The organism is Alsobacter sp. SYSU BS001988 (genome assembly GCF_054796215.1).
Genome location: NZ_JBTAMK010000001.1, coordinates 187,553 through 212,641 on the forward strand (window position 1 = coordinate 187,553; position 25,089 = coordinate 212,641).

Here is a 25,089-nt window from a genome sequence, read left to right on the forward strand (position 1 = left end):
GGAGCCGGCCGTGGAATCGCGTCGCAAGATTCTGATCGTCGAGGACGAGTGGATCATCGCGCTGGACCTGAAGACGTCCCTCGAGCGCAAAGGCTATGACACGCTGGGTCCCGCCCCGACGGTCGTCGAGGCGCTGGCGCTGATCCGGGACGGGCAGGTGGACGCGGCCATCCTGGACGTGAAGCTCTTCGACGAGACCAGTTTCGCGGTGGCGGATGTGCTGCGGCAGCGCTGCATCCCTTATGTATTTTCTACCGGCTACAACCCCGGAGAGTTGCCCGCCAAGTACAGCGGGGTGACGGTTCTGAGCAAACCTCACGACGAGCGGGAGCTGCTCGCGGCGTTGCGCAAGATGTTCGGCGGCTGAGGCGGCGGCGACCCGGGCGCAGGGGTGCGGCGCCGTACCCCCTGTCGAACGGGCGCTGCCGACTTGCGAAGGGCGCCCAAGCGCGATCTAACACGTGGTGCGGCCGTCAGGCCGCCAGCCGTTCCCTCCGGCGGCGCAGGACAGAAAATCGACGTCGATGGCCTCGGACGCAGCGCAGCGAAGACGCTACCCCATCTCCGTTCATCTGGCCGTCTTCAGCCTGTTCACGCTCCTCCCCATCTCGCTGGTGGGCACCGTCATCGCCACCCGCATGGCCGCGCAGGAGCAATTGCGCCTGGAGGCCCAGGCCCAGGCCTTCGCCAGCGACGTCTCGGGCGACATCGACCGCGAGCTCGGCGGCATGATCGCCGCCCTCCAGGCTCTCGCCACGTCGCCGGCGCTGGCGGCCGGGGATCTCGCCACCGTCTACGACCAGGCCAAGCAGGTCCTGACCTTCCGGGGCTATGCGATCGCGATGCGCGACAGCTCCGGGCAGCAGATCCTCAACACCGTCGCGCCATGGGGAAAGCCCCTCCCGGTGAGCCAGGACGAGATGGTGCGCCAGACCGACCGGCGGGTGTTCGAGACCGGCCAGCCGGCGGTCTCGAACCTCTACCAGGGCACTGTGACCAGGCGGCCCTTCGTCTTCGTCGACATTCCGGTCCGCAGCGGCGGCGAGGTCCGTTACGTCATGAACATGGCGATCTCGCCCGATCTCCTGCGCCAGGTCGTGCTCGACGCCACCACGCCGCCGGACTGGAACGTCTCCGTCATCGATGGCGCGATGAAGATCGTCGCCCGGTCGCACGAGCATGAGCGCTTCATCGGATCGGAGGCCTCGGCCAGCTTCCGCGAGAACGTCGCCGCGGGCCGCAGCGTGTGGCCCGGGCGCACGCTGGACGGCAACGAAGTCCTCACGGTGGCGCATCAGTCGGCCCTGAGCGGCTGGCGCGTCGCCGTCAGCATCCCGAGGCGGACGCTGGAGGCGCCGATGCGCCAGTTCCTGGGCGGGGTGGCCGCCCTGACCGGCCTCGGCCTGCTGGGCTCCCTGGTTCTCGCCCTGGCGTATGGACGGACGCTCGCGGCGCCCATCCGCGACGTGGCGCGCGCCGCATCCGCGCTGGGGACGGCGAAGGAGCGGCAGGAGCCGGTCAAGACCTCGATCGCCGAAGTGAGCGCCATCGCCAACGCCATGTCGGAGACGTCCGGCGAGTTGCGCCGCAGGGCGGATGAACGCGACCGCGCGCTGCGCAGCGCCGAGGCGGGCGAACGGCGCCTGCGGGCGACCTACGAGAACGCCGGCGCGGGCATCGCCGAAGTCGACGCGCATGGCCGCTTCGTCGCCGTGAACGAGACCCTGTGCCGGATCACCGGCTATACGCGCGAGGCGCTGCTGGGCATGCGCTTCACGGATCTCAGCGAGCCGGAGGACGTGGCGGAGGACCAGTCGGCGTTCCACGGGCAGCTCTCGGGATCGCAGACGGACTATGTGGTGGAGAAGCGGTTCCACCGGCGGGACGGCGAACCGCGCTGGGTGCGCATCTTCAGCACCGCCGTGCATGAGGACGGCGCCTTCGCCTATGCGGTGCGGGTCGTGCTCGACGTCACGGACGAGAAGCGGGCCTCCGAGCACCAGCTGCTGCTGATCGCGGAGCTGAACCACCGGGTGAAGAACACGCTCGCGATCGTCCAGTCGCTGGTGCTGCAGACGCTCAAGTCCACCCACAATCCAGAGCACTTCAAGGATGCGCTGACCGGGCGCGTGATGGCGCTGGCGCGCTCCCACGACCTGCTCAGCGACTCCGACTGGAAGGGCACGACGCTGGAGAACGTGGTGCGGCTCACCCTGGCGCCGCATGACGGACCCGACTGGCGACGGACCGTGATCGAGGGCCCCTCCATCCATGTCGGCCCGCGCTCGGTGGTGTCGATCTCGCTGATGGTCAACGAGCTCGCCACCAACGCCGTGAAATACGGCGCCCTCTCCGACCAGGACGGCAGGCTGGAGGTCTCCTGGACGCTCGAGGGGGACGGCGCGGACCAGCGCGTCGCCCTCCGCTGGTCCGAGACGACGGACAGGATTCAGGCGCGGGAAGCCCGCAACGGCTTCGGCAGCAAGCTCATCCGCCTCTGCGTCGAGAAGGAGCTGGGCGGCGCCTATCGCCAGGACTTCGCGTCCGGCCACTTCAAACTGGCCGCGGCCCTGCCGGCGTCGAGCCTGGCCCACTAGGCCGGCGGGGTCCGGACGCGCGGGGCGTCCGGACGGTCCGATGCGGGGTCAGCCGGGTCCCATCCGGGCCGAGGCCGGGTGGCCGGGCACCTTGAAGCGCTTGCCGGTGTCGGTGACCTGGCTTCCGTCCACCTTCAGGATGGAGAAGTCCTGGTCGAGATAGTTGCCGACCAGCAGGTAGCGGCCGTCCGGGGTGAACACCGCCGCCTCGGGCAGGCCTCCGACCTCGATCTCCTTGACCAGGGTGAGCTTCTTGCCCTCGACCTTGAGGACGTTGATCGACCCCGTCGGCTTGTAGAAATAGGCCTTCTTGCTGGCGTTGGACCCGCGCAGGATCACCGCCACGGCGACGTCGCCCTTGGGGCTGATCGCCAGGCCTTCCGGGCCGTCGCCCACCACCACGCGGTCGACGATGCGGGGCGGGTTGGCCTCCAGGTCGATGACGCTCACGGTGTCGACGCTGCCGTCCGACGCGCCGGAATTGCCGTTGTCGGCGGTGAGCGCGAACTTTCCGTCGGGGCTGATCGCGCCGTTATAGGGCCACTGCCCGGTGGGCAGGTCGACCTTGCCGTAGGTCACCTTGCCGCTGGCGTCGATGTCGAGCATCGCCGCCTTGTGGGCCGGGAACTTCATCGCCATGCCGCGCCTGCCGTCGGGCGAGATGGCGACATGGGCCACCACGTCGCCCATCGGGACCGTTTCGGCCAGGGTGACGTCGCCGTTCTTGATCGACAGGACGGCGACGGCGTTGTCGCCGCGCAGGGCGACCAGGGCCATGTCGCCCTTCGGGCTGAAGCTCAGGCCGGACGGCATCTTGCCGACCGACAGGGTCTTGGCGATCTTGGGCGGATTGGCCTTCAAGTCGATGACGTGGACCTTGTCGTCGACGACCTGCTTCAAGGCCTCGCCGTCCTTCACCACGTCCACGGAATCGGCGACCAGCGCGATGGAGCCCGTCGGGTCGATGGCGACGTTGGTCGGCGGGCCGACGACCGAGTTCTTCAGCGGCAGCGTCGCCACGATCTTGGGCTCTTCGGGATTGGCGAGGTCGACGATGACGACATTGTCCTTGCCGGGGGCGGACAGCACCGGCTTGCCCTCGTCGTCCCAGACCAGCTTCTCGTCATTGCCCACGATCATGAACGGCGCCGCATGGACGGCCGACGCCGCCATGCCCATCGCCAAGGTGATGAAGACCGCTTCCGGCCACCTTTGCATCGTGCATCCTCCCGTGTCTTGTGCGGCCGCCCCCTGTCGGGCGAACGGCCTGAAGGGAGCATACGCCTCCCGGACGGGGTTCAAAGGGCGATCGAGGCGAACAGAATGGGCGGACGCGCGTTGGCTGTGCGTCAGTCCCTTCCACATCCAGGAGCTTTCCCCATGCGCAGCCTCCTCATCGCGTCCTTCATCTGCCTTTCCGCCGCCGCCTGCGCGACGCGTCAGCAAGCCACAGGGACCGCCGTCGGAGCGGTGGGCGGCGCCGTGGTGGGAGGCCCGGTTGGAGCCGTGGTGGGCGCGGGAGCCGGCGCGGTCGTGGCGGCGCCGGGCGGAGTGGTCGACCAGACGAAGCCGCGGAAGAAGCGCGTCGTTCGCCGGCACCGCACGACCTGACCTCGTCGAGCCGCGCGTCAGGCCGACCAGAACGGCTTGACGCGCCGGAGCCCGTCATGGGCCGCCTGCGCGCCTTTCAGCAAGGCGTGGGCGCCGGCGGCCGGCGCCGCGGCGATCAGGCCGGCGGCGAAGAGGGTCCGGGGATCCGTCACTCCGGCCGGATCCTCCGCCAGCCTGGTCATCAGGGCGGCGCTGACGCGCACGTCGTTCATCGCGCCGAGTTCGTCCTGCAGGTCGTTCAGACCCTGCAGGAGCCGCCTGAAATCCTTCCGCGGCGCGAGGCTTTCGAAGGGCTCGATCATGTAGCGCAGCTTCTTGGCCTTGATGCGGACGCGGTGGCGTTCCTCGGCGTCCAGAGCGGCGAGGTCCTCGCCTTGCTTCAGAACCTTGCGCAGGCGCCGGTCCAGCGCGTCGCGGACGACGTCGAGCACGGGCCGGCTCCGAGTTCCAGGGTCCGGGCCGTCCGCCGCCAGCGCGCGGGCGAGGTCCAGGCTCATCGCCAGGAACCGTTCCGACTCGAGCGCCTGCTCCAGCGCGTCGTAGGACGCGTCGCGCCGCCGCGCGACGGCGCGCTCCAGGCCGTCGAAGCCGGCGGCGTCCGGATGGGCGTTCCGGGCGGCCGGCAGGGTCTCGGCCAGGAACACGTCGAGGTCGCGCGCTTCGCCGAGCAGGCCGGAGATCCATTTCAGGTCCTCCTCGGGCCCCCCGCCGCGAGCGCCGTGAAGCACGGGCGCGAACAGGGACCAGAACGCCCGCAACCTGCGCGCCGACACGCGCGCCTGGTGCAGCGCCTCCACGTCGCGCGTCGCCAGCAGCAGCTCGCAATTGTCGAAGAGGGCGGCCGCGCAGCGCAGGCCGATGTGAAAGGCGGTCTCCCCGGCCGACATCGTTTCGCAGAGGTCGAAGGCCGGCTTCTTGCGCGGCGCGCCGAGTTCGCCCCGCAGCAGCCGGTATCCGCGCTCGCTCTTGCTCGTGAAGGAGAGCACGCCGCGGCCGAGAGGCGCGATCTCCCGGGCCGCCGCGAAGAGCGCCTCGGGCGAGCCCCGCTTCAGCTCCAGCTCGAGTTCGCACAGAGCGTGCTCCTCGTCCCCGGCCCGGATCACGCCCGTGTCGAGCGCCGCCTCCACGAGCGACCCGTCGCGCTCGAGCAACAGCGTCCGGCGCTCGACCTCCACGGTGAAGACGGGACGCAGCTCCTTTCGGATCCGGCCTTTGTCCAGAAGGGCCTCGGCCGGCGACCCCCGGGCGGCCGCGAGGTCGGGCTGGTCGCCCGTGACGACGCTCTCCCATTCGCCGCGACCCAGCGCCGTCCCGGCGCTCTTGACGGTCTGGACGGTCCGCTGTCCGTCGTGGCGGAGGCGCAGCACGATTCCCTTGCGGCGGAGCGCCAGGTCGGGGGTGTCGAAATAGACGGCGCGCAGCGGCGAGACCTGGGGCTCGCCCGCCGCCAGCAGCGCCGGCGCCCGCTGGAGGGCGTCCATGCGGCCGGGGCGCAGCAGGAATTTCAGCTCGATCTCGGTGTTCGGCGTCATGCCCAGTCTTCGCGCGCCCGCAGCGCTTGTACAAGCGCCCGCGCGGATGCGGGTTCCACCGGGTCGGACGAAGGCGTGGTTTCAGGCCTCGACGCCGAAGGCGCGGGCCAGCGCGCGCCGGCCTGCCGGGGTGACGTCCAGGGCCCGGGTTCCGGGCAGGCGGCGCATCCAGCCCTGCGCGAAGCAGGCCTCGCACAGCGCCGCGCCGACCCGGCCGGCGATGTGGGGCTTGCGCTCGGTCCAGTCGAGGCACGGGCGGCAGAACACCCGCGCCCTGCGCCGCGCCGGCGCTCCGTCGGCCTCCAGGACGACGCCCAGATCGCGCAGGAAGGCGAGGCCGCCGGGCGTCATGGCCGCGCCGTCGGGGCCGAACTCGCAATGGCCGCGATCCGCCATGCTCTGCGCCATCCCGACCGCCACGCGACCGGCGAGGTGGTCGTAGCAGGTGCGGGCGCGCCGGAGCGCCTCGTCGCGCGCCGCTGCGGGCCGCGCCGGCGCGACGGCGTCGCGCAGCCCCGTCGAAGCCGCCATGATGCTTTCGAGCATGGCGGCGACGGCGGGCGAGGCCAGCCGGTGGTAGCGATGCCGGCCCTGGCGCTCCATCGCCAGCATGCCGGCGGCGGTGAGCTGGGCGAGGTGGCCGCTCGCGGTCTGGGGCGTGACGCCCGCGACCCGGGCGAGCTCCGTGGCGGTCAGGGCGCGGCCGTCCATGAGGGCGCAGAGCATGCCGGCCCGCGCCGGATCTCCGACGAGCGCCGCCGTGGCGGCGAAAGCGGCGGTGGTGGGCATGAGAGGTCCTCCAGTCCGGACCCGCGAAAGAGGCCCGCCGGCAGCATGCCCGCCCGGATGCGGCGACGCTACGGCGGCGGCCGAAGCCATCGCGCCGCCCATGCGTTAGTCAGGGGCGATCACGACAGGAGCCGACCATGATCACATGCTTCATCCGCTACGAGATCGATCCGTTCGGGACGCAGGCCTTCGAGACCTACGCCCGCAACTGGGGCCAGGCGATTCCGCGCTGCGGGGCGGATCTCATCGGGTATTTCGCGCCGCATGAAGGCTCCAGCACGACGGCCTACGGGGTCTACTCGATCGAGAGCCTCGCCGCCTACGAGGCCTACCGGGCGCGCCTGCGCGACGATCCGCTGGGACGGGAGAACTACGCCTTCGCCCGAAAGGAGCGCTTCATCCGCAAGGAGGACCGCATCTTCCTGCGGCTCGCGTCCGCTCCCCACGCGCGGGGGTCGGCGGCATGATCGCGGTGATCTTCGAGGTCTGGCCCGCCGAGGGCCAGACCGACGCCTACCTGGCCATCGCGGCGTCTCTCCGCGAGGATCTCCAGGCCATCGACGGGTTCATCTCGGTCGAGCGGTTCAGCAGCCTGACCGAACCCGGCAAGCTGCTCTCGCTCTCGTTCTGGCGCGACGAAGAGGCCGTGGCGGCGTGGCGCGCCCGCGAGCGGCACCGGGGCGCGCAGGCCAAGGGCCGCAACGCGGTGTTCCGCGACTACCGGCTGCGCGTCGCCGCAGTGGCGAGGGACTACGGCATGAGGGAGCGCGAGCAGGCCCCGCCGGACAGCCGGGCCGCGCATGGCGGGTAGGAGCCAGGCGCTCAATCCGGGTGGATCTGCCCGCCGTCATAGCCGCAGGCGATGCGGCCCATCGCGGCCCGGAACGCGTCCGCGTCGATCTCGGCGCGGGCCGCCGCGAGCGCCTCGGGCGTCGCCTCCTGGCCGCGCCCGCGCACCAGCATGCGGGCCAGGGCGGCCGTATCGAGGTGAGGAAGGTCGGCCCAGAGCCCGCGGGCGAGCGCGGCCGCGAGGCCGTGGTCGGGATGGGCCGGGTTCTCCGGCGCGCGCCCGATCTCGTACATGTGGGTCGCGGAGGACCAGTCGGCCCGTTCGGCCGGAAGCCGCTCGAAGATCTCCGGCCGCTCCTGCGCCACGTAGAAGCGGTTCAGCGTGTCGAACAGGCGGAACCGGTATCCCTGCGCCAGCAGGGCCGGCTCCCAGGCCTGCCAGGCCTCCTCCCCCGCGCCGGGCGTCACCGCCTCGGCCACGACCACGGCCGGCCGGAAGCGGCCCCAGTCATTTCCGGCCAGCACGTCCGCCTCCGCGCCCTCGACGTCGATCTTGAGGATGTCGATCGCCGTGACCCCATGCCGCTCGCACAGGCTCGCCAGCGTCAGGCAGGGCAGGCGCACGGTCCGGTAGGTCGCCCCGAACGCCTCCGCCCCGCGCGCGTGCTCCTCGACGGTGGTGGAGAAGCCATGCAGCCGGTCGACCTGGTGAAACGCCGTCTCGCCGTCCCGCCGGCCCACGAGGCCCGCATGGACGACGTCGCGCGGGCGCAGCAGCGGATAGAGCGCCGCCAGATCGGCCTGGGGCTCGGCCACGATCCCGCGCCAGCCCCGCTCGTAGAAGAACTGGGTGACGTTGTCGGCCACCGGGTGGCCGGCGCCCACGTCGATGTAGAAGCCCGTCTCCTGGCCGGCGAAGGCGAGGGAGAGATGATAGTCCTCGAGGTTCTGGGTGTAGGAGAGGAGCATGGGGCCCTTCGCGCGCGTGAGGCCGCGATGATGGCCCATTCCGGGCGTGAAGGCGATGCGCGGCGCGCTCAGCGCGGGGCGGAGGCCGGGTCGGCGGCGGCGCGCCCGGCGCGCGGGCCCGACAGCCGCGGCCAGAGCAGGCCGATGGCCAGGCCGCCGACCACGAGCGCGGTGGCGGCCAGCTTCCAGGGCGGCATCGGCTCGCCGAGCAGCAGGGCCGACGCGCCGAGGCCGAAGACCGGGATCAGCAGGGCCATCGGGGTGATGGTCGCGGCCGGGTGGCGGGCCAGCAGCCAGCCCCAGGCGGCGTAGCCGAACAGGCTGTTGCCGACCGATTGCCACAGAACCGCGGCCCAGGTCTCCGGTCCGGCGGCCGCCAGCCCGTGCGCGATGGCCGGCCAGCCCTCGAAAGCCAGCGACAGCGCCACCAGGGGAGGCACCGCGAAGAGGCTCGACCACACCACATAGGCGACCATGTTCACCCGGCCGCTCGCCTTGGCCACCATGTTGCCGGCGGCCCAGCATGCGGCCGCCAGCAGCACGAGGCCGAGGCCGAGAGGCGTGGTGCTGGCGTCGACATGCGACGCGATCACCGCCAGCCCGGCGCAGGCCAGGAGCAGCGCGACGATCTGATACAGGCGCACCCGCTCGCCGGTCAGCGCCATGGAGAGCCCGATGGTGAAGAAGACCTGCGCCTGCACGACCAGCGAGGCCAGCCCCGGCGAGATGAATCCGTTGATGGCGATGAAGAGAAGCCCGAACTGGCCGGCCCCGATCAGCACCCCGTAGGCCGCCAGATGGCGCCACGGCGCGGCGGGCCGCTTCACGAAGGCGATGGCCGGGACCACCGCGAAGGCGAAGCGCAAGGTCGCGAAGGTCAAGGGCGGGAGATGGCTGAGGCCGACCCGGATGACGACGAAATTGGTCCCCCAAACCGCCACGACGGCCAGAGCGAGCAGGATGTGCGGCAGGGGCAACGCGCCGGGCATGGGATTCTCCAGTGGCGGGACCATGCTCCCGGATCGGCCGCCGGAACAATGCAAAAGCGTGAACCCACCGATCATCGAAACCGATCGGCGGAGTCAGCCGGCGGGATCGAAGCCGCTCCCGGCCTGCAGCGGCCCTCCCCGGCCCGCGCCGCGAGCCGCGATGTCGCGCTCGATGCGGACGTCGAAGCGCTCCGCCAGGGCGCAGAGGTCGTCCAGATAGGCCGAGCGGAGCCGGTTCAGCCTGTCGAGGGCCTCTGGACTGGCGGTCACGGCGTAACCGGCCTTGGCGAGGGCCTCCCGCACGCTGTCCAGCTCCCGGGCTTCGCACCGTCGCGAGGGGCCCGGCTCGGCGGCGTCGAGCCCGCCCTCGACCCGGAAGATGGCCGCGAGCTGGCGAAGGACATGCGTCCCGGTGAGCAGGAACTCCCGCGCGGCCGAGGAGGCCGCGTTCATCCGGTCCTCGTCGGCGACCGCCAGCACGATGCTGGCGGCGTCCAGCACGGCCCCCAGCGCGGCGAGCCATTCGCAGTCCTCCTCGGCGGAGCGGAAATGCATCAGGATCGGGTTGGCGCGATGGCTCTGGAGCACGTCGGCGGCCCAATCGTTCCAGGTCCTGAACACGACGGCCAGCCGCTCATGGCTGTCGTTGCGGCCGATGCCGACCAGGAGGGCCAGGCCAGTCGGCGGCGCACGGGTGATCACGCCGATCTGGATCACCCGCACCTCGCGATCCTGCAGGGAGCTCTGCACCGACAGGATGAAGGTGGCCAGGATGGTGACGCCGGCGAGCCCCGTCATGCCGGCCAGCACCACCGTGACGCGGCTCGGCCCCGAGATGTGGACGCTGGTGAAGCCGATGGTCGTGAAGGCCGAGCCGGCATGGAACAGCGCGTCGCCGAAGCCGGGGGGCGGCTGCATGTCGAACCTGCGGGCGTGCAGCATGGCCGCGTAGCCCAGGATCAGGACGGCGACCCAGATCAGGATGGAGGCGACGAGAAGCAGGGGCGCGAGGCTGGCCCGCAGGGTCTGGCGGGTGCGCGGCGAGCGCATTCGCCCGGCGAGGCCGCGCCAGAGCGGTCCGACGCTGCGCCCCAGGATGGGGCCGAGCCGCAGCGCCCGGTGGGTTGGCCGCGGCAGCAGCACCGTGCGGAAGATGTCGGACAGAACGAGGACGACGCAGAGGGCGCCAGCGGCGTACTCCAAGAGCCAAGGCATCCCGTCTCCGATCGCGGTCTCTCGGCCGGTGAACGCGCGAAGGCGTCGTTTGGATGCCGGCCCCGGATTCGCGCCGCGGAGTCAGGTCGGGCGCATGCCCGCGGCGCCGTCCTGGCTGAACCTCTTGAACGCGGCCTCGGCGCTGGATGCGAAGGCCTCGGCGATCCGGCGCGCGTCGCCGAACCGGTCGCGGCTGCGCACCGCGGCGATGACGGACCCGCTCGCCCGGTCCACCAGGAAGGCGGACAGCACGCAGGTGTCCGGCGTCAGCGGCCGCACGCTGCCTTCGACGCTGGCTTCAAAGCTCCACGGATAGTTCTTCAGTCGCCGGCCCAGGGCCGACCTGACCGCTTCGGTCAGCGACGCCTCAGTCACGGGCGACTGAAAGGGCCGCAGGAGGATCAAGAGCGCACCTGAGTCGCCAAGGAGGTACTCTCGTCTCGTTTTGGACCGGCGCCGTTCAGGATCGTTGAAAACGATGATGTTCCGAGGCGCCGGCTAAACCGTAACGTGCACAGCAAAGGGGCGACCCTGTCAAGTGAGCCGCGTCACACTGTTGGCATGTGTGAAGCAGCTAACTTGCCGAGGGTGTTGAAAGACGTCAGAGTTCACGGATCTTATCCCGCACGAGACGAACAGAGGAAAGACGTCGTTTGACGGTCAACCTCTCCAGAACTGATCTTCGAACGCTGACCCACGCGACCCGATCCCTCGTGGTCGTGGACATGGTGGAGTCCGTGCGCCTCGTCGAGCAGCACGAGGACGAGCTCATCGGCCGCTGGCTGGCGTTTCTGGAGCATGTCACCGACGACATCCTGCCGGTCTGCGGCGGCCAGCTGGTGAAGAGCCTCGGCGACGGCATGCTCCTGGAGTTCGACCACGCGCAGGGCGCGGTGAAGGCCGCGCTCTGGATCCAACAGTCCGCCCTGCAGAGGAACGCCGGCTACGCGCCCGACCAGCACATCCTGCTGCGCGTGGGCATCGAGACCGGCGACGTGATCCGGGGCCAGGGCGACGTGTTCGGGCGAGGCGTCAACCGCGCCGCCCGCCTGGCGACGCTGGCCGGGCCCGGCGAGGTGGTGGCGTCGGCCGGGGTGCGGGCCCAGATCACCCCCGTGCTGGACGCCGAGATCGAGGATCTGGGCGACTGCTACCTGCGCCATGTGAACTCGCCCGTGCGGGCCTACCGGGTGGGGCCCCCCGGGCCCCTGCCCCGGCCCGACGCCGGACCGCCCCTGCGCGACCTGACGCCGTCGCTGGCGGTGGTGCCGTTCTCCTCGATGAACGAGCAGCAGGACCACTTCATGCTGGGCGAGATCCTGGCCGAGGAGATGATCAGCGAGATGTCGCGCTCGCAGGAGCTTTGCGTCATCTCGCGGCTGTCCACGACGGCCTTCCGCGACCGCGGCCTGCAGGTCCAGGAGATCGGCCGGCGGCTGAACGCCAACTACATCGTCTCGGGCGACTACCGCACCCAGCAGGGAGCGTTGATCCTCAACGTGGAGATCGCCGACGCCCTCACGGGCCAGGTGGCCCAGTCGCGCCAATACAGGGCGAAGCTGAACGCCATCCTGCGCGGCAAGCGCGAGTTCATCGACCAGATCATCGCCGAGCTCAGCGCGGCGGTGATGACCCGCGAGGCGCTGAGCGCCCAGACCCAGCCTCTGCCGACGCTGAAAAACTACACGCTCCTGCTCGGCGCCGTGTCGCTGATGCACCGGCTGTCGCCGCCCGACTTCGCCCGGGCCCGGCGCATGCTCGACGCCCTGATCGAACGCGCGACGCGGCAGGCCGTCCCGCAGGCCTGGCTCGCCAAGTGGCACGTGCTGCGGGTGCAGCAGGGCTGGTCGCCCGACCCGGTCGAGGACGCCCGGCAGGCTCTGCGCTGCACCAGCCTGGCGCTCAACGCCGATCCGAACTGCTCGCTGGCGCTCGCCATCGACGGGTTCGTGCACACCAACCTGCTCAAGAAGCTCGACGTCGCCCAGAGCCGCTACGAGCGGGCGATCGAGGCCAATCCGAACGACTCCCTGGCCTGGCTGCTCAAGGGGACGCTTCACGCCTTCCGGGGCGAGGGACAGCCGGCCGTCGCGTCCGCCCAGCATGCGCTGAGGCTGTCGCCCCTGGATCCGCACCGGTACTTCTATGACAGCCTGGCCGCCACGTCCTACCTGGCGGCGCACCAGTTCACGCGGGCGCTGCAGGCGGCGAAACGCTCCCTCAAGGCCAATCGCACGCACACCTCGACCTGGCGCGCCCTGGCGATCGCCCAGTGGAGCCTCGGCCAGCACGACGAGGCGCGCAAGACCGTGCAGGGGCTGATGAGCCTCGACCCGTCCCTCACCATCAGGAGCTGGCGCGAGCGCTCGCCCAGCTCCGACTTCGCCATCGGCCAGGAATGGGCCGAGGCTCTCGGGAATGCGGGCGTGCCCGCCTGAACGCAATGCCGGCGCCGGCCGGAACGGGGAGACCAGACCATGTCGTTGCTCTCGCTTTTAGGTGGCGTCGGAGGGGTTGGCGGGGTTGGAGGCGTCGGGGGAGTCGGGGGAGTCGGCGGCGTCGGGGGCGTGGGCGGGGTCGGCGGCGTCGGAGGCGTCGGAGGCGTCGGAGGGGTCGGCGGCGTAGGCGGCGTCGGGGGCGTCGGCGGCTCCGGACCGTATGACGGCGCGCTGGGCGCGGACGCCCTGATCCATTCCCGCGACGGCGTCGTCGGACCATGGCAGGCCGGCGCGACGCCGCCGCCTGCGCTGGCCGTCGAGGACCCGAAGCACCTGCATCTCTGGTCGCCCTGGGTGAGGGCCGCCGTCTTCGACGCCGAGGTCATGTCGCGGCTGGGCTTCGGAACCCAAGGCTCCAGCAGGCAAGTGATGCGGGTCTGGCATCTGGAGATCGAGCCGCAGGCCAGCTCGCCGCCCACGGCGACCTACCAGCCCCTGGTCTCCCTGAAGCGGCCGACCGACGCGATCTTCCTGCAGCAGCTCGACCTGGTGAACGACCATGCCGATCTGCGGCCCGACCGGGCCTCCGAGATCCTGGAGCAGACGTCAAATCCGGGCGCGTTCTTCAGCTCGATCGTGTTCCTTCACCCGGACCGGACGCCCTACACGATGGAGCTCATCGCCACGGCGCTGCGGCTGGCCAACGTGGTCGAGATGCGGGTGAAGCACGCGCTGGCCTGCCGGCGCCCGGTGGAGCTCTCCCCCAAGATCCAGCCCATGATCCTGACGCCGGCGCATGGCTCGCTGCCCAGCGGACACGCGACCGAGGCCTTCGCCTCGGCCGCCGTGCTGTGGACCCTGCTGCGGACGGCCCACCCGGCCCATTACGGCAATCAGGCGTTCGGCCAGATGCTGATGCGCACCGCGGCGCGGATCGCCGTCAACCGGACCGTGGCGGGCGTGCACTTCCCCGTGGACAGCGTCGCCGGCGCGATGCTCGGCCTGACGCTGGGCCACTATTTCGCGCGGCGCTGCGCGGCGATGAACGGCTACCAGGCGTGGTCCTTCGACGGGTCGGCCTACCCGGCCAATTTGGATTTCAACTGGCACACGCTGTTCGACACGAACCCGCCCCAGCAGCTCGCGGCGGCGCCCTATGTGGCCTCGGCGGGTCCCCAGCTGCTCACCACGTCTTCGCCCGCGCTGGAGTGGCTCTGGGGACGAGCCCTCAAGGAATGGAGGTGACGGAAGCCCGGGGACGACGAACAGGAGGCCGGCATGGCCAAGCGTGACGAGAGCGAAGCGGAGCGGTTCGAGGACGGCCCTTTCCCGCCGTCGGTGTTCTGGAACCTGCTGGCGGCCCCGGACGAGTTCTTCCGGGACGACGACTCGATCAGTTGGGTCCCGATGACCCTCGAGCTGAGCGGACTTCGCGCGGCCGACTTCGCGGAGGCGAAGGACGTGATCCGGGCCGAGCGGCAACGCGCGCTGTGGCTGGACAATGTCCGCGTCTCGCCGGCGGACCTGGAGCCGACCTTCGACGGGAAGGAGCCGGGCGTCGTCACGGTCCAGGTGGCCCGGAGCTATGTGCGGACGTTCATGCGCGTCGTCGCCCGACACTACCGGGGACAGGTCGTTCGGGCGGCCGTGTCGCCGCCCCTTTCCGACGCCATGCTGGGGTTTTCGCGGCCCGGCGAGAAGCCCGCGCCGGCCGCCCGGCGGTCCCCGCGACGCTCCGGGCCGGAGTCGGCGCAGGCCGTCGCCGCCCAGCGGAGCGCGGACGCGGCGACGCCGCCGCAGGTGATCATCGGCATCATCGACGACGGGCTCGCCTTCGCCCACGAGCGGTTCCGGGACGCGAACGGAAGCCGCGTCGAGTATTTCTGGATGCAGGACGGGATCGGGACGCCCCCTCCCGGCTTCCTGCACGGACGCGAGATCGTCCGGACCGGGCCCGGCGGCGTCGAAGACATCATCGCCCGATGCACGCATGGGGGCGAGGTCGACGAGGACGAGGCGTACCGGCTTGCTGGCCTCACCGATCCGGCGATCCCGGGGCACAAGGGGGTGTCGTGGCGCCGCGCGCACGGAACGCATGTGCTGGACCTCGCCGCCGGCTTCGCGCCCGACGACCCGCGAGGCGCCGACCGCAGGATCATCGCCGTGCAGCTCCCGCTTACCGTGACGGGAATCCCCGCCTCCGCCCGGCTGGAGTACTTCGTGGTGGAGGGCCTGAAATACATCCTGAGGCGGGCGCTTCAGATCGGCTCGGCGCCTGCGCCGGTGGTCATCAATCTGAGCTACGGGACCACGGCCGGCTCGCATGACGGGACGGGGACCATCGAGCGCTCCATCGAGGAGTTGACCACGGCCTACAAGACCGCGCATGGCGTCGACGCCACGGTGGTGATCGCGGCCGGGAACAGCTTCCTCGACCGGCTGCATGCCTGCATCGCGTTCCAGGCCGTCGGCGACACGGTCTGTCTGCCATGGCGCGTGCTGCCGGACGACCGCACGTCGAGCGTCGTCGAGATCTATATGCCGCCCGGCGCGCCAGCGGGCCGCGTCGGCCTCACCCTGACGCCGCCGCGCGGCAACGCCCTCAGCATCCTGGAGGGCGGCCCGCTACGGGAGGCCAAGAGCAGCCAGACGGTGATCTACCGGGTGGCCTACGCCGTCGATCCGAACGCCGGCAGGGGCTTCTTCACCATCTTCGTCCGGCGGACGTTCAGCCTCGCCCACCAGGGTCCCAACAACGCCCAGTGGGTCGCCCCGAGCGGCGTCTGGACGATCAGGCTGACCAATTACGGCCTCGCGGCGGACGAGGAGATCCACGCGCGCGTGCATCGCGACGACACGCCCTACGGCTACCCCACGCGCGGGCGGCAGTCTTACTTCGACGCGCCCGACTACGAGCGCTTCGACCTGCAAGGCCGGCCCGTCGAGGTCGACAACGACAGCGTCGTGAAGCGGCGCGGGACGCTGAACACGCTCGCGACAGGGCCCTCTCCGGTCGTCGTCGGCGCCGCGAGGCGCCAAGGCCGGCATGTGGCGCGCTATTCGTCGGCGGGCCCGGCGTCTCCCAGCGCGGTCGGCCCGCCGGGCTTCCGAGCCGGCCCGGACTGCCTGATGACCAGCGACCGCTCCAGCGTGCGGCGGGGAGTGATCGCGTCTGGAACCCGGACGGGGTCCGCAGTCGCCCAGGGAGGAACCAGCGTCGCCGCGCCCCGCATGACCGCCTTGCTGGCGGGCGCCGCGCTCGCCGGCGCGGCGATCGACCGCGCGGCGGCTGACGCGATGATCGCCCTGAAGGCTGGGCCGCCCCCGCCGGACGTCGAGCGTGAGGGCCTGGGCTACGTGCCGGATCCTTGAGCCAGCCCCGCCCAGGCGGGCGGCGCGCGTCCGCCTCGCAGGCCTGGACAACCTATAGGCGTGACGAGCGCGAAGCGCAGGCTTAGGCTTGCCGGCGTCACCGGGGGAGCGACCATGGACCACAGCAACGAGAAATCGGCACTGGAAGCGCAGATCGCGATCGTCAGGGCCAATATCAGCGACCTCATCGAGCAGTCCGCGGCCTATTCGGGCGCGGGCGACGAGGACCGGTCAGCCGCGCGCATCGAGGAGCAGCAGAACCTGCTCACGATGCTCCAGAAAAGGCTCGAGGACCTCGACCGCCGCGCCTGACCCGACATCGACGACGCAGGACCGCCCGCCCTATCGCGTCCGCCGTCCCGGGCGGCCGGGGGTCCTGCGCAGGGCCAGCGGCTTCAGCCATTCGGCGGCCGCGAGATAGACCGCCACGATCGCGGCGACGCCGGCCAGCACGGCCGGGGACGGCGGCTGGAAGCCGAACCAGGCCCCCAGCGGTGTGAACGGGATCGCCAGCGCCGCCGCGAGGGCGAGGAGGGACGAAGCGGACAATGCGGCCGAGGGACGATCGGCCCAGGGCCGTCCATTGGTGCGGATGATGAAGATCACCAGGATCTGCGTGGCCATGGATTCCAGGAACCAGGCCGTGCGGAACTCGTCGGGCGAAGCGCGGAACATCAGGTAGAGCGCCGCGAAGGTGATCGCGTCGAACAGCGACGACAAGGGTCCCATCACGGCGGCGAAGCGCACGAGCGCGCGCATGTCCCACACCTGCGGCCGGGCGGCGGCCTGCGCCCGAACCCCGTCGAAGGGAATGCCGATCTCGGAGAGGTCGTAGAGCAGGTTGTTGAGCAGGATCTGCGTGGGCAGCATCGGCAGGAAGGGCAGCGCCATCGAGGCGACCGCCATCGAGAGCATGTTGCCGAAATTCGAGCTCGCGCCCATGCGCACATATTTCAGGATGTTGGCGAAGGTCCGCCGTCCCTCCTCGACGCCGTCGGCGACGACCTCGAGGTCCGGCGCCAGCAGGATCATGTCCGCGGCGGCCTGGGCGACGCCCGTCGCCCCGTCGACGGAGAGGCCCACATCGGCGGCCTTGAGGGCCGGCGCGTCGTTGATGCCGTCGCCGAGATAGCCGACGATCGAGCCCCTGGACTGGAGAGCCTTGACGATCCGGGACTTCTGGTCCGGGGCCAGCCGGCCGAACGCGTCCACGGTCTGGATCTGGACTGCGAGCGCGTCGTCGCTCAGCGCGGCGACGTCCTCGCCCGACAGGACCGTCCGGGCGCCCATCCCGACCAGGCCGGCCACGTGCTGGACCACCACGGGATCGTCGCCGGACAGGATCTTCAAGCGCACGCCGGCCTTCGCCAGCCGGGCGATGGCCGCCCTGGCGGTGGCCTTGGGAGGGTCCGCGAAGGCGCACAGGCCCTCGAAGACGAGGCCCTTCTCATCCTCGGGCGCGACGTCCTGCGTGGCTTTCGTCCAGGGGCGGGACGCCGCCGCAACGCTGCGCAAGCCCTCCTTCGCAAGCGCGTGCACGCGGGCCAGCGCGTCGGCCCGCCGCGCCTCGTCCATGTCCTCCCGGCCCGCGCTCGTGCGCCTGGCGGCGCAGAGCGCGATCACCGCCTCGGGCGCGCCCTTGACGATCAGCGTTTCGCCTTCGGGGCCGTCGGCGAGGATGGAGCCGGTGCGGCGGGCGAAGTCGAAGGCGCGGCGCCCCTTCAGCGACCAGCCCCGCGCAGCCATGGCCGCGCCGGCGAGCAGCGCCGCGTCGAGCGCGCCGCGGTCGCCTCCGAGATCGGCGGCCACGGCGGCGAGGCGCGCCGGCCGTGGATCCTGCGCGCCGTCCGGGCCGAGGCTTCGATCCAGATGGATCTCCGCCGAGGTCAGCGTGCCGGTCTTGTCGGTGCACAGCACCGTCATGGCGCCGAGATCGTGGATGGAGGCCAGGCGCTTGACGATGACCTTCCGGCGCGACATCCGCAGCGCCCCGCGCGTCAGCGTCACGGTCGTGATCATGGGCAGCAGTTCGGGCGTGAGCCCCACCGCGAGGGCGACCGCGAACATCAGCGAGCCCAGGACATCGCGGCCCGCCAGGATGCGCGTGGCCAGCACGACCACGACGAGGCCGAGCGTCAACCGGGCGATCGCCAGCCCGAACGCGTGCAGGTCCCGCTGAAAGGGCGAGGGCGTCTGGGCGGTCGCCAAGGCGGCGGCCGCGGCGCCGAAGACCGTGCGGCCGCCCGTCCGCACGACCAGGGCGCTGGCCTCGCCCGTGAGCGCCACGGCGCCGCGGAACAGGGCGTTGGAGGCCCTGCCGGGGCCGTCCGCCTGGACCGGCCCCGCCCGCTTCTCCACCGGATAGGGCTCGCCGGTGAGCGCCGCCTCGCCGGCCGTGAAGGCCGAGCACGTCAGAACGAGCGCGTCCGCCGGGATGATGTCGCCGGCGCGGACCCGCAGGACGTCGCCGGGGACGACCTGATCGACCTCGACCTGGACGAACGCGCCGTCCCGCTTGACCTCCGCCTTCAGGGCCACCGACCGGCGCAGCACGTCCGCGGCCTTGATGGCGTGTCCTTCCTGGACGGTGTCCAGCCCGATCGAGAGCGCCAGGATGGTGACGATGATGCCGCCGCCGACCTCGTCGCCCGTGGCGACGGAGACGACGCCGGCGGCGAGCAGGATGAGCGACAGCGGTTCGAGCAGCCGCCGCAGGACGGCGTGGACCCAGGTTTCGCTCGTGGTCTCGGCGTCGCTGTTGGGGCCGTACCGGTCGAGCCGGCTGCGCGCCTCGGACGCGCTCAGGCCGTCCGCGCCGCAGCCCAGCGACGCGCAGACCGCCTCCGGCGACTGGGTCCAGAACGGCTCCGGCGCGCCGGCGGCGGGCGCGGAACCGAGGGTCGCCGCCGGCGTCGCGGCCGGGTTCCGGGACGGGGGGAGCGCTTCGATCTCGCCCGGCGCGGCGCCGCGGTGCTTCATGCCTGCTCCATTTCAAGCGGCTCGGGCGGGCGGCGCCGGGCGACCCGGGGATCACCGGCGCTGGCCGAGGCTCCTCACCAGCGCGATCACCTGATCTTCGCTCGTCTGGCCGAAATCCCGGTAGCTGCCCCCCACTCCCCGGAACAGCGCCGGCGTCTGCAGGCAGACGACCTCGTCCGCGGCGTCGGCGAGATCCTCGGCGGCCTCGGGCGACGAGACCGGCGCGGCGAGGACCAGGCGGGCCGGCCGCTCGGCCCGGAGGGCCAGGAGCGCCGCCCGGGCGGTGGCGCCGGTGGCCAGACCGTCGTCGATCACGACCGCCGTCCGGCCCTTGGCCGAAGGCCGGGGCGGCAGCGACCTGAACCGCCGCCGGCGCTGCTCCAGCACGGCGAGCTGCTCCTGGGCCAGTTCGGCCTTCCGGCGTTCGTCCAGGCCCATTTCGCGCACCAGCGCCTCGTTCCAGACGACGAGGGGCGGGTCGCCGTCCGCCACGGCGCCCAGCGCCAGCTCCGGCTCGCCCGGCGCGCCGATCTTGCGCACGAGGAGGACGTGGACAGGGACGCCCAGCGCGCGCGCCACTTCGGCGGCGACCGGCACGCCGCCGCGCGGCAGCCCATAGACGATGGGCGCCTCGGCCTTGAGGGGGGAGAGCGCCGCCGCAAGCCGGCGCCCGGCGTCGACCCTGTCCTTGAACATCGCGAACTCCCTCGACAGCGCCCCCGGCGGCTTGAGGCCCAGGGCCTCCTCGCGCCGGCCGGCCTAAGGGGCGGTCGGATAGGCCTGGTCGCTGAAGGGCGACGAGGAGGGCGTCTGGATCCGGATGTAATCGACCCCACCGGCCTTGTGGCAGCTGTTGCAGGCGCCCGTCAGCTCCGCATAGGCGGCGTCGAACTGGGCGGAATCCATCCGCCGGGAGGCCGCGACCATGTTGGCGATGGGGCCGCTCGTCTTGGCGACCTCCTCGACCGGGATGTTCTCGTACAGCAACGCGGCCCGGATCAGGTCGTCCTGAAGCCGCTGGACCTCATGCGCCATCAGCGCCCAGTTGCGGCTTCGGCCGGCGTACCAGACCTTCATGTGCCGCAGCTGCGCGATCAGCATGATGTCGCCGAGCGCCGGAACGGACGGGTCGGAGATCCGCGCCGCCGGCCTCGGGCTCTGGGCGAAGGGCGCGTCCTCCGCCAGGAGCGGCGCCGTCATGGCGAGCGCGCCGAGGAAACACAGGGTCGCTCTCATCGTTGCTCCTGCGGGCTGACGGAAGCCAGAACGCCGCTGGTGGCGCGGGGCGGGCCTTCCGCGACGCTGAGGGGAGCCCAATCATAGCACACGGCGAGATTGTAAATATGCGGACTTTCCCGCTCTGGCGGGAGGGCGCCCCCTGTCAGGGTGGGCTTGCAGCCGCGCTGGCCGCAGCCGCCCGGTTCAGTAGGTCGTCGCCAGGTAGTCGACGACGGCCCTGGCGTCGTCGTCGTTGATCTCGGCCTTGTAGGTCTTGATCATCTTGGAGACCTCGGCCTCCCAGAACGCCTTGCCTTTTTTGGGGGGCTGCATGGCGATGTAGTCGACGGAGTGGCACGCGGTGCAATTGTTCTGCGCGATTTCCACGCCCGGCCCCGACCGCAGCTTCGCCGTCTCCGGCGGCAGCTGGTAGACGACGGGCTTGGCGACGGCCACGGCCCCGGAGGCCAGGACGGCTGCGGCGGAGAGCTTCAGGGCGAGGCGCATGGGACCTCCTCAGGCCGCGAGGACGCGGACGCGTTCCGTGACGTTGCGCATGTAGCCGGCCGGGTTCCACAGCGGCTCCATGGGCTGCGACTGGCCGATCCGGTTCACGGCCCGGACCCTGAGGGCGTGCTCTCCGGGCGGCAGCCGGATCTGGGCCCGCCACTCCCGGAAGGAGTAGCGGCCGAGGTCCTCTCCCAGCCGGGCGCCGGACCAGCTCACGCCGTCATCGGCGGACAGGAGCACCTCCGTGACGCCCTCGCCGCCGTCGAAGGCGACGCCCTTCACCAGGACGTCCGCCTGGGCGGGCACCTTCGCCCCGTCCGCAAGGTTGGTGATGAAAGAGCGCACGTCGAAGCGCTGGATGGGCGTCGTCTTCGCCGGCGCCTTGCCGGGCTCCACGCAGGCGCAGGCGTTGTCGGGGATGCGATAGGCGGACTGCATCCAGAAGCCGCCATAGACGCCGTCCACCACCTCGATCTCATTCAGATGCTTCACCCAGTAGGTCCCATAGCGGCCTGGGACCACGAGGCGCAGCGGGAACCCGTTCAGGAAGGGCAGGTCCTCGCCGTTCATCGCATAGGCGAGCATCACCTCGCCGTCACGGGCGTGGTCGATGTCGAGCGCCTTGACGAAGTCCGGGGTGGCGGGCAGCACGGGGCCGTCGAGCCCGTCGAAGACGACCTGCCTGGCGGAGGCCTGGACGCCCGCGCGGTCGAGCACGGCCTTGAGCGGCGCGCCCCGCCAGCGGGCGTTGCCCATGGCGCCGTTGGCGAGCTGGCCGCCGGCGACGCGCGGCTCGAAGAAGCCCCGGCTGTTGCCGGAGCACTGGTTCACGGCGACGATCTCGATCGGCTCCATCGCCTTCAGGTCGGCCAGCGACAGCGAGAGCGGACGATCGACCTTGCCCTTCACCTCGACCCGGAACGCGTCGGGATCGATGCTCAGCGGGATGTCGGCCAGATGGTAGCGGACGAAGAACGCATCATTGGGCGTGATCACGCCCTCGTCGAAGACCGAAAACGGCGTCTCCAGCTGCGGCGGCCGCGCCGTCATCTGGATCAGCGGACGCTTCTGCGGATAGGCGACCAAGGCCCGCTCGCCGGCGCCGAAGGGCAACGTGACGCTCTCTTGCGCCCTGGCCAGGCGCGTCGCCCACGGGACCGCGCCGAAGGCCGCGGCGCCCAGGCCGACGCGATGCAGGAACTGTCGCCGATCCATGCTCGTCTCCTCCGTCCCGGCGCCCGTGTTCGGCGCCTTGTCGGACCCCAGAGACATTTGCAACCCGGAGGGCGCCAATCAAGGAGAATGCACGCTGAAGTGGCGAACGCCGGAGCGCGCCGTTCCTAGGTTCGACGATGATGGATTGGAGCGGGCGAAGGGAATCGAACCCTCGACATACAGCTTGGGAAGCTGTCGTTCTACCACTGAACTACGCCCGCGCTCCTGAGCCTTATAGGGCGGAATCGGCGCGGGCCGCAATGGGGGAGAGCGGGGTTCAGGGCGCCCGGAAGTGCTTGGAGAGCTTCAGGCCCTGGGCCTGGTAGTTCGAGCCGAGGCCCGAGCCGTAGAGGGCTGCGGGGCGCTCGGCCATGCGCTCATAGACGAGCCTTCCGACGATCTGCCCGTCCTCCAGGATGAAGGGCACGTCGCGGGAGCGGACCTCCAGCACGGCGCGGCTCCCGGCCCCGCCCGCGCCCGCGTGGCCGAAGCCGGGGTCGAAGAAACCGGCGTAATGGACGCGAAACTCCCCCACCAGCGGGTCGAAGGGCGTCATCTCGGCCGCGTAATCGGGCGGCACGTGGACGGCCTCCTTGGAGGCCAGGATGTAGAACTGGCCGGGATCGAGGATGAGCTCGCCCTCGCCCTTGAGGCGCAGCGGGTCCCAATATTCGGCGGCGTCGCACGCGCCGACCGCGTCGACGTCGACGAGGCCGGTGAAACGCTTGGCCCGGTAGCCGACGAGCTGGCCCTCGCCGAAGCCCGAAAGGTCGACGCTGACCGCGATGCCGCTCTGGACGGAGGGCTCGGAGGACGTCACCAGCCGCTCGCGGCGGTGCAGATCCAGGAGCTCGGCGTCGTCCAGCCGCACCGCGCCGGAGCGGAAGCGCAGCTGCGACAGGCGCGACCCGGTGCGCACCAGCACCGGAAAGGTGCGCGGCGAGATCTCCAGGAAGAGCGGTCCGGAATAGCCGGCGGCGATCTGGTCGAACTCGCGCGCGCCGTTGGCGATCACCCGGGTGAAGACGTCGAGGCGCCCGGTGGAGCTTTTCGGATTGGCGCCCGCCGCCAGGTCGGGCGGCAGGTCGAGGCTCTCGAGCAGTTCGGCGATGTAGACCGCGCCGGTCTCCAGCACCGCGCCGCGCGCGAGGTCGATTTCGTGGAACGAGAGGCGCTCGATGCGTTCCTCGACGCTCGCCTTGTGGCCCGGCAGGAAGCTGGCCCGGACCCGGAACGCGCGACGCCCCAGCCGCAGATCGAGGCTGGCGGGCTGGATCTGCCCGGCCACCAGAGGCTCGTCGGACCGCAGGCGACCCGCGGCCGCGAGGGCCTCGATCGACTGCGAGGGAAGAATGCCCGGTTTGAAGATCAAGGCGCGGTCCTCGCCGGACGTCCTGCCCGGCCTCCGTCTCGTCTAGCGCATCGGGCGCGCGAGGCCAAACCGATCATTGACGCTCGCCGGGGCGGAGCGTAAGCACGTGTGGAAATCGTGGTCTTTTTGCGCCGGCCGGCTTGCCGCCACGTCTGATCGAAGTGCTAAAAGGCCGGGGCGGCGCATGCCCGGCCCGGTCCCGACCCGGCCGGTTTTTTCATGTCTGGAGACCGGCGATGCCGCCTGACCACCAGCCCCGCCTCGACCTCGCCGCCCTTCACGCCGACACGCAGCTCGTGCATGGCGGAACCACGCGCTCGGCCTTCGGGGAAATGTCCGAAGCGCTGTTCCTGACGCAGGGCTTCGCCTACGACACCATGGAGGCGGCCGAGGCGCGCTTCGACGGGTCGGACCCCGGCTTCATCTATTCGCGCTTCTCCAATCCCACCGTGGCGATGTTCGAGCAGCGCATGGCCATGCTGGAGGGCGCCGAGGCCGCGCGCGCCACCGCCAGCGGCATGGCCGCCGTGACGGCCGCCCTCATGGGCCAGGTCCGGGCGGGCGACCATGTGGTGGCCGCCAGGGCGCTGTTCGGCTCCTGCCGCTACGTCGTCGAGGACCTGCTGCCGCGCTTTGGCGTGGAGTCCACGCTGGTGGACGGGACCGACCTGGCGCAATGGCGCGCGGCGGCGCGGCCCAACACCAAGACGTTCTTCCTGGAGAGCCCGACCAACCCGACCCTGGAGATCATCGACGTCGAGGCGGTGGCGGACATCGCCCACAGGGCCGGCGCGACGCTGGTGGTCGACAACGTGCTGGCGACGCCGATGCACCAGAAGCCGCTGAGGCTGGGGGCGGACTGCGTGGTCTATTCCGCCACCAAGCACATCGACGGCCAGGGCCGATGTCTCGGCGGCGTGATCCTGGGCTCCGCGTCGTTCATCAACGACAACATCCACAACCTCCTGCGCCAGACCGGACCGGCGCTGTCGCCGTTCAACGCCTGGGTGCTGCTGAAGGGGCTCGAAACCCTGGGCCTCAGGGTGGAACGCCAGGCCCGCACGGCGGCGCGGCTGGCCGACGCGCTGGCGCGCCTCCCGCGCGTTTCCCGGGTGCTCTATCCGGGCCGGCCGGACCACCCCCAGCACGCGCTGGCGCAGCGCCAGATGGCCAGCGGCGGCACCATGATCGCGTTCGAGGTCGAGGGCGGAAAGGCCGGCGCCTTCGCGTTCGGCAACCGGCTGCGGCTGGTGCGGATATCCAACAATCTCGGCGACGCCAAGAGCATCGTGACCCACCCGGCCACCACCACCCATCAGAGGCTGACCCTGGAGGCGCGGTCCGAGCTCGGCATCACGCCGGGCCTGCTGCGCCTGTCGGTGGGGCTGGAGCACGCCGAGGACCTGATCTCGGACTTCACCCAGGCGGCGCGGGGCTGACGGCGCGAGCCGGGCGTTTCCCATCGGACGCGAAACAGCCTAGAGGCTACGCGTC

At 71.2% G+C, this 25,089-nt stretch carries 23 protein-coding genes, 1 tRNA gene and 1 riboswitch; of the genes, 10 read left to right on the plus strand and 14 right to left on the minus strand.

What is annotated here, in order from left to right; genetic code table 11:
• Positions 1–10: 10 nt before the first annotated feature.
• Entirely contained in the window at positions 11–367 is a 357-nt protein-coding gene (locus ACYVO7_RS00855) for a response regulator (protein ID WP_460447964.1), read from the plus strand.
• Positions 368–524: 157 nt separating this feature from the next.
• The gene (locus ACYVO7_RS00860; RefSeq protein ID WP_460447965.1) at positions 525–2,597 is read left to right on the plus strand and encodes an HWE histidine kinase domain-containing protein; all 2,073 of its coding nucleotides are present in this window, start codon (positions 525–527) and stop codon (positions 2,595–2,597) included.
• Between the two features lie 48 nt (positions 2,598–2,645).
• Here ACYVO7_RS00860 and ACYVO7_RS00865 read toward each other — a convergent pair whose 3' ends face one another.
• Positions 2,646–3,815 (minus strand): YncE family protein, encoded by a 1,170-nt coding sequence (locus ACYVO7_RS00865; RefSeq protein WP_460447966.1) that lies wholly within the window; start codon positions 3,813–3,815, stop codon positions 2,646–2,648.
• 162 nt (positions 3,816–3,977) lie between these two features.
• On the opposite strand from ACYVO7_RS00865, the gene ACYVO7_RS00870 reads away from it, so the two are divergent.
• Positions 3,978–4,208 carry a hypothetical protein gene (locus tag ACYVO7_RS00870; protein WP_460447967.1) on the plus strand — a complete coding sequence of 77 codons (231 nt, stop codon included), beginning with the start codon at positions 3,978–3,980 and terminating at the stop codon, positions 4,206–4,208.
• Positions 4,209–4,225: 17 nt separating this feature from the next.
• Here ACYVO7_RS00870 and ACYVO7_RS00875 read toward each other — a convergent pair whose 3' ends face one another.
• Both ACYVO7_RS00875 and ACYVO7_RS00880 read right to left on the minus strand, forming a co-directional pair.
• A complete protein-coding gene (locus ACYVO7_RS00875) occupies positions 4,226–5,740 on the minus strand; it encodes a CYTH and CHAD domain-containing protein (RefSeq protein ID WP_460447968.1) in 1,515 nt (504 codons plus the stop codon).
• Positions 5,741–5,821: 81 nt separating this feature from the next.
• On the minus strand, positions 5,822–6,529 hold the full coding sequence (locus tag ACYVO7_RS00880) for an ArsR/SmtB family transcription factor (RefSeq protein ID WP_460447969.1): 708 nt from the start codon (positions 6,527–6,529) through the stop codon (positions 5,822–5,824).
• Between the two features lie 137 nt (positions 6,530–6,666).
• Here ACYVO7_RS00880 and ACYVO7_RS00885 point away from each other — a divergent pair, with 137 nt between their 5' ends.
• Positions 6,667–6,996 carry an NIPSNAP family protein gene (locus ACYVO7_RS00885; RefSeq protein ID WP_460447970.1) on the plus strand — a complete coding sequence of 110 codons (330 nt, stop codon included), beginning with the start codon at positions 6,667–6,669 and terminating at the stop codon, positions 6,994–6,996.
• Positions 6,993–7,340, plus strand: coding sequence for an antibiotic biosynthesis monooxygenase family protein (locus ACYVO7_RS00890; protein ID WP_406856350.1), 348 nt, complete (start codon positions 6,993–6,995; stop codon positions 7,338–7,340). The genes ACYVO7_RS00885 and ACYVO7_RS00890 overlap by 4 nt, the downstream gene beginning before the upstream one ends.
• 11 nt (positions 7,341–7,351) lie before the next feature.
• Here the strand turns inward: ACYVO7_RS00890 and ACYVO7_RS00895 are convergent, their stop codons facing one another.
• The 4 genes from ACYVO7_RS00895 to ACYVO7_RS00910 form a co-directional block, all read right to left on the minus strand.
• A complete protein-coding gene (locus ACYVO7_RS00895) occupies positions 7,352–8,287 on the minus strand; it encodes an FkbM family methyltransferase (protein ID WP_460447971.1) in 936 nt (311 codons plus the stop codon).
• Positions 8,288–8,355: 68 nt separating this feature from the next.
• Positions 8,356–9,276, minus strand: coding sequence for an EamA family transporter (locus ACYVO7_RS00900; RefSeq protein ID WP_460447972.1), 921 nt, complete (start codon positions 9,274–9,276; stop codon positions 8,356–8,358).
• Between the two features lie 93 nt (positions 9,277–9,369).
• Positions 9,370–10,491 (minus strand): hypothetical protein, encoded by a 1,122-nt coding sequence (locus ACYVO7_RS00905; RefSeq protein WP_460447973.1) that lies wholly within the window; start codon positions 10,489–10,491, stop codon positions 9,370–9,372.
• Positions 10,492–10,572: 81 nt separating this feature from the next.
• Positions 10,573–10,896: a hypothetical protein gene (locus ACYVO7_RS00910; protein ID WP_460447974.1), complete on the minus strand. Its 324-nt coding sequence runs from the start codon at positions 10,894–10,896 to the stop codon at positions 10,573–10,575.
• Positions 10,897–11,144: 248 nt separating this feature from the next.
• On the opposite strand from ACYVO7_RS00910, the gene ACYVO7_RS00915 reads away from it, so the two are divergent.
• The 4 genes from ACYVO7_RS00915 (at position 11,145) to ACYVO7_RS00930 (ending at position 16,613) form a co-directional block, all read left to right on the plus strand.
• Complete coding sequence (locus ACYVO7_RS00915; RefSeq protein WP_460447975.1) at positions 11,145–12,929, plus strand: adenylate/guanylate cyclase domain-containing protein; 1,785 nt, start codon at positions 11,145–11,147, stop codon at positions 12,927–12,929.
• A 129-nt stretch (positions 12,930–13,058) separates the two neighbouring features.
• Complete coding sequence (locus tag ACYVO7_RS00920) at positions 13,059–14,174, plus strand: phosphatase PAP2 family protein (protein WP_460447976.1); 1,116 nt, start codon at positions 13,059–13,061, stop codon at positions 14,172–14,174.
• A gap of 33 nt (positions 14,175–14,207) precedes the next feature.
• Positions 14,208–16,301, plus strand: a complete 2,094-nt coding sequence (locus ACYVO7_RS00925; RefSeq protein WP_460447977.1) for a S8 family serine peptidase — start codon at positions 14,208–14,210, stop codon at positions 16,299–16,301.
• 114 nt (positions 16,302–16,415) lie between these two features.
• The gene (locus ACYVO7_RS00930; RefSeq protein WP_460447978.1) at positions 16,416–16,613 is read left to right on the plus strand and encodes a hypothetical protein; all 198 of its coding nucleotides are present in this window, start codon (positions 16,416–16,418) and stop codon (positions 16,611–16,613) included.
• 30 nt (positions 16,614–16,643) lie between these two features.
• Here ACYVO7_RS00930 and mgtA read toward each other — a convergent pair whose 3' ends face one another.
• The 7 genes from mgtA to ACYVO7_RS00965 all read right to left on the minus strand — a co-directional run bounded on the left by mgtA (position 16,644) and on the right by ACYVO7_RS00965 (position 23,595).
• The gene (gene mgtA, locus ACYVO7_RS00935; RefSeq protein ID WP_460447979.1) at positions 16,644–19,280 is read right to left on the minus strand and encodes a magnesium-translocating P-type ATPase; all 2,637 of its coding nucleotides are present in this window, start codon (positions 19,278–19,280) and stop codon (positions 16,644–16,646) included.
• Between the two features lie 51 nt (positions 19,281–19,331).
• Entirely contained in the window at positions 19,332–19,976 is a 645-nt protein-coding gene (locus tag ACYVO7_RS00940; RefSeq protein WP_460447980.1) for a phosphoribosyltransferase, read from the minus strand.
• Positions 19,977–20,039: 63 nt separating this feature from the next.
• Positions 20,040–20,516, minus strand: coding sequence for a hypothetical protein (locus ACYVO7_RS00945; protein ID WP_460447981.1), 477 nt, complete (start codon positions 20,514–20,516; stop codon positions 20,040–20,042).
• Positions 20,517–20,702: 186 nt separating this feature from the next.
• Positions 20,703–21,005 carry a SorB family sulfite dehydrogenase c-type cytochrome subunit gene (sorB, locus tag ACYVO7_RS00950; RefSeq protein ID WP_460447982.1) on the minus strand — a complete coding sequence of 101 codons (303 nt, stop codon included), beginning with the start codon at positions 21,003–21,005 and terminating at the stop codon, positions 20,703–20,705.
• 9 nt (positions 21,006–21,014) lie between these two features.
• Complete coding sequence (gene sorA / locus ACYVO7_RS00955; protein WP_460447983.1) at positions 21,015–22,223, minus strand: SorA family sulfite dehydrogenase catalytic subunit; 1,209 nt, start codon at positions 22,221–22,223, stop codon at positions 21,015–21,017.
• Between the two features lie 146 nt (positions 22,224–22,369).
• A tRNA-Gly gene (locus tag ACYVO7_RS00960) sits at positions 22,370–22,444 on the minus strand.
• A gap of 56 nt (positions 22,445–22,500) precedes the next feature.
• On the minus strand, positions 22,501–23,595 hold the full coding sequence (locus tag ACYVO7_RS00965; RefSeq protein WP_460447984.1) for a 2'-deoxycytidine 5'-triphosphate deaminase: 1,095 nt from the start codon (positions 23,593–23,595) through the stop codon (positions 22,501–22,503).
• A gap of 107 nt (positions 23,596–23,702) precedes the next feature.
• Positions 23,703–23,783: riboswitch (SAM riboswitch) on the plus strand.
• Positions 23,784–23,831: 48 nt separating this feature from the next.
• Between ACYVO7_RS00965 and ACYVO7_RS00970 the strand changes: the two genes are divergently transcribed.
• The gene (locus tag ACYVO7_RS00970) at positions 23,832–25,034 is read left to right on the plus strand and encodes an O-succinylhomoserine sulfhydrylase (RefSeq protein WP_460447985.1); all 1,203 of its coding nucleotides are present in this window, start codon (positions 23,832–23,834) and stop codon (positions 25,032–25,034) included.
• The last annotated feature ends 55 nt before the right edge of the window (positions 25,035–25,089 follow it).

Excerpts from the sequence above, each read along its gene's own strand:
- ACYVO7_RS00860 (WP_460447965.1), top strand. The coding sequence starts at position 525 with ATGGCCTCGGACGCAGCGCAGCGAAGACGCTACCCCATCTCCGTTCAT.
- ACYVO7_RS00865 (WP_460447966.1), bottom strand. The coding sequence starts at position 3,815 with ATGCAAAGGTGGCCGGAAGCGGTCTTCATCACCTTGGCGATGGGCATG.
- ACYVO7_RS00870 (WP_460447967.1), top strand. The coding sequence starts at position 3,978 with ATGCGCAGCCTCCTCATCGCGTCCTTCATCTGCCTTTCCGCCGCCGCC.
- ACYVO7_RS00875 (WP_460447968.1), bottom strand. The coding sequence starts at position 5,740 with ATGACGCCGAACACCGAGATCGAGCTGAAATTCCTGCTGCGCCCCGGC.
- ACYVO7_RS00880 (WP_460447969.1), bottom strand. The coding sequence starts at position 6,529 with ATGCCCACCACCGCCGCTTTCGCCGCCACGGCGGCGCTCGTCGGAGAT.
- ACYVO7_RS00885 (WP_460447970.1), top strand. The coding sequence starts at position 6,667 with ATGATCACATGCTTCATCCGCTACGAGATCGATCCGTTCGGGACGCAG.
- ACYVO7_RS00890 (WP_406856350.1), top strand. The coding sequence starts at position 6,993 with ATGATCGCGGTGATCTTCGAGGTCTGGCCCGCCGAGGGCCAGACCGAC.
- ACYVO7_RS00895 (WP_460447971.1), bottom strand. The coding sequence starts at position 8,287 with ATGCTCCTCTCCTACACCCAGAACCTCGAGGACTATCATCTCTCCCTC.
- ACYVO7_RS00900 (WP_460447972.1), bottom strand. The coding sequence starts at position 9,276 with ATGCCCGGCGCGTTGCCCCTGCCGCACATCCTGCTCGCTCTGGCCGTC.
- ACYVO7_RS00905 (WP_460447973.1), bottom strand. The coding sequence starts at position 10,491 with ATGCCTTGGCTCTTGGAGTACGCCGCTGGCGCCCTCTGCGTCGTCCTC.
- ACYVO7_RS00925 (WP_460447977.1), top strand. The coding sequence starts at position 14,208 with ATGGCCAAGCGTGACGAGAGCGAAGCGGAGCGGTTCGAGGACGGCCCT.
- ACYVO7_RS00930 (WP_460447978.1), top strand. The coding sequence starts at position 16,416 with ATGGACCACAGCAACGAGAAATCGGCACTGGAAGCGCAGATCGCGATC.
- mgtA (WP_460447979.1), bottom strand. The coding sequence starts at position 19,280 with ATGAAGCACCGCGGCGCCGCGCCGGGCGAGATCGAAGCGCTCCCCCCG.
- ACYVO7_RS00940 (WP_460447980.1), bottom strand. The coding sequence starts at position 19,976 with ATGTTCAAGGACAGGGTCGACGCCGGGCGCCGGCTTGCGGCGGCGCTC.
- ACYVO7_RS00945 (WP_460447981.1), bottom strand. The coding sequence starts at position 20,516 with ATGAGAGCGACCCTGTGTTTCCTCGGCGCGCTCGCCATGACGGCGCCG.
- sorB (WP_460447982.1), bottom strand. The coding sequence starts at position 21,005 with ATGCGCCTCGCCCTGAAGCTCTCCGCCGCAGCCGTCCTGGCCTCCGGG.
- sorA (WP_460447983.1), bottom strand. The coding sequence starts at position 22,223 with ATGGATCGGCGACAGTTCCTGCATCGCGTCGGCCTGGGCGCCGCGGCC.
- ACYVO7_RS00970 (WP_460447985.1), top strand. The coding sequence starts at position 23,832 with ATGCCGCCTGACCACCAGCCCCGCCTCGACCTCGCCGCCCTTCACGCC.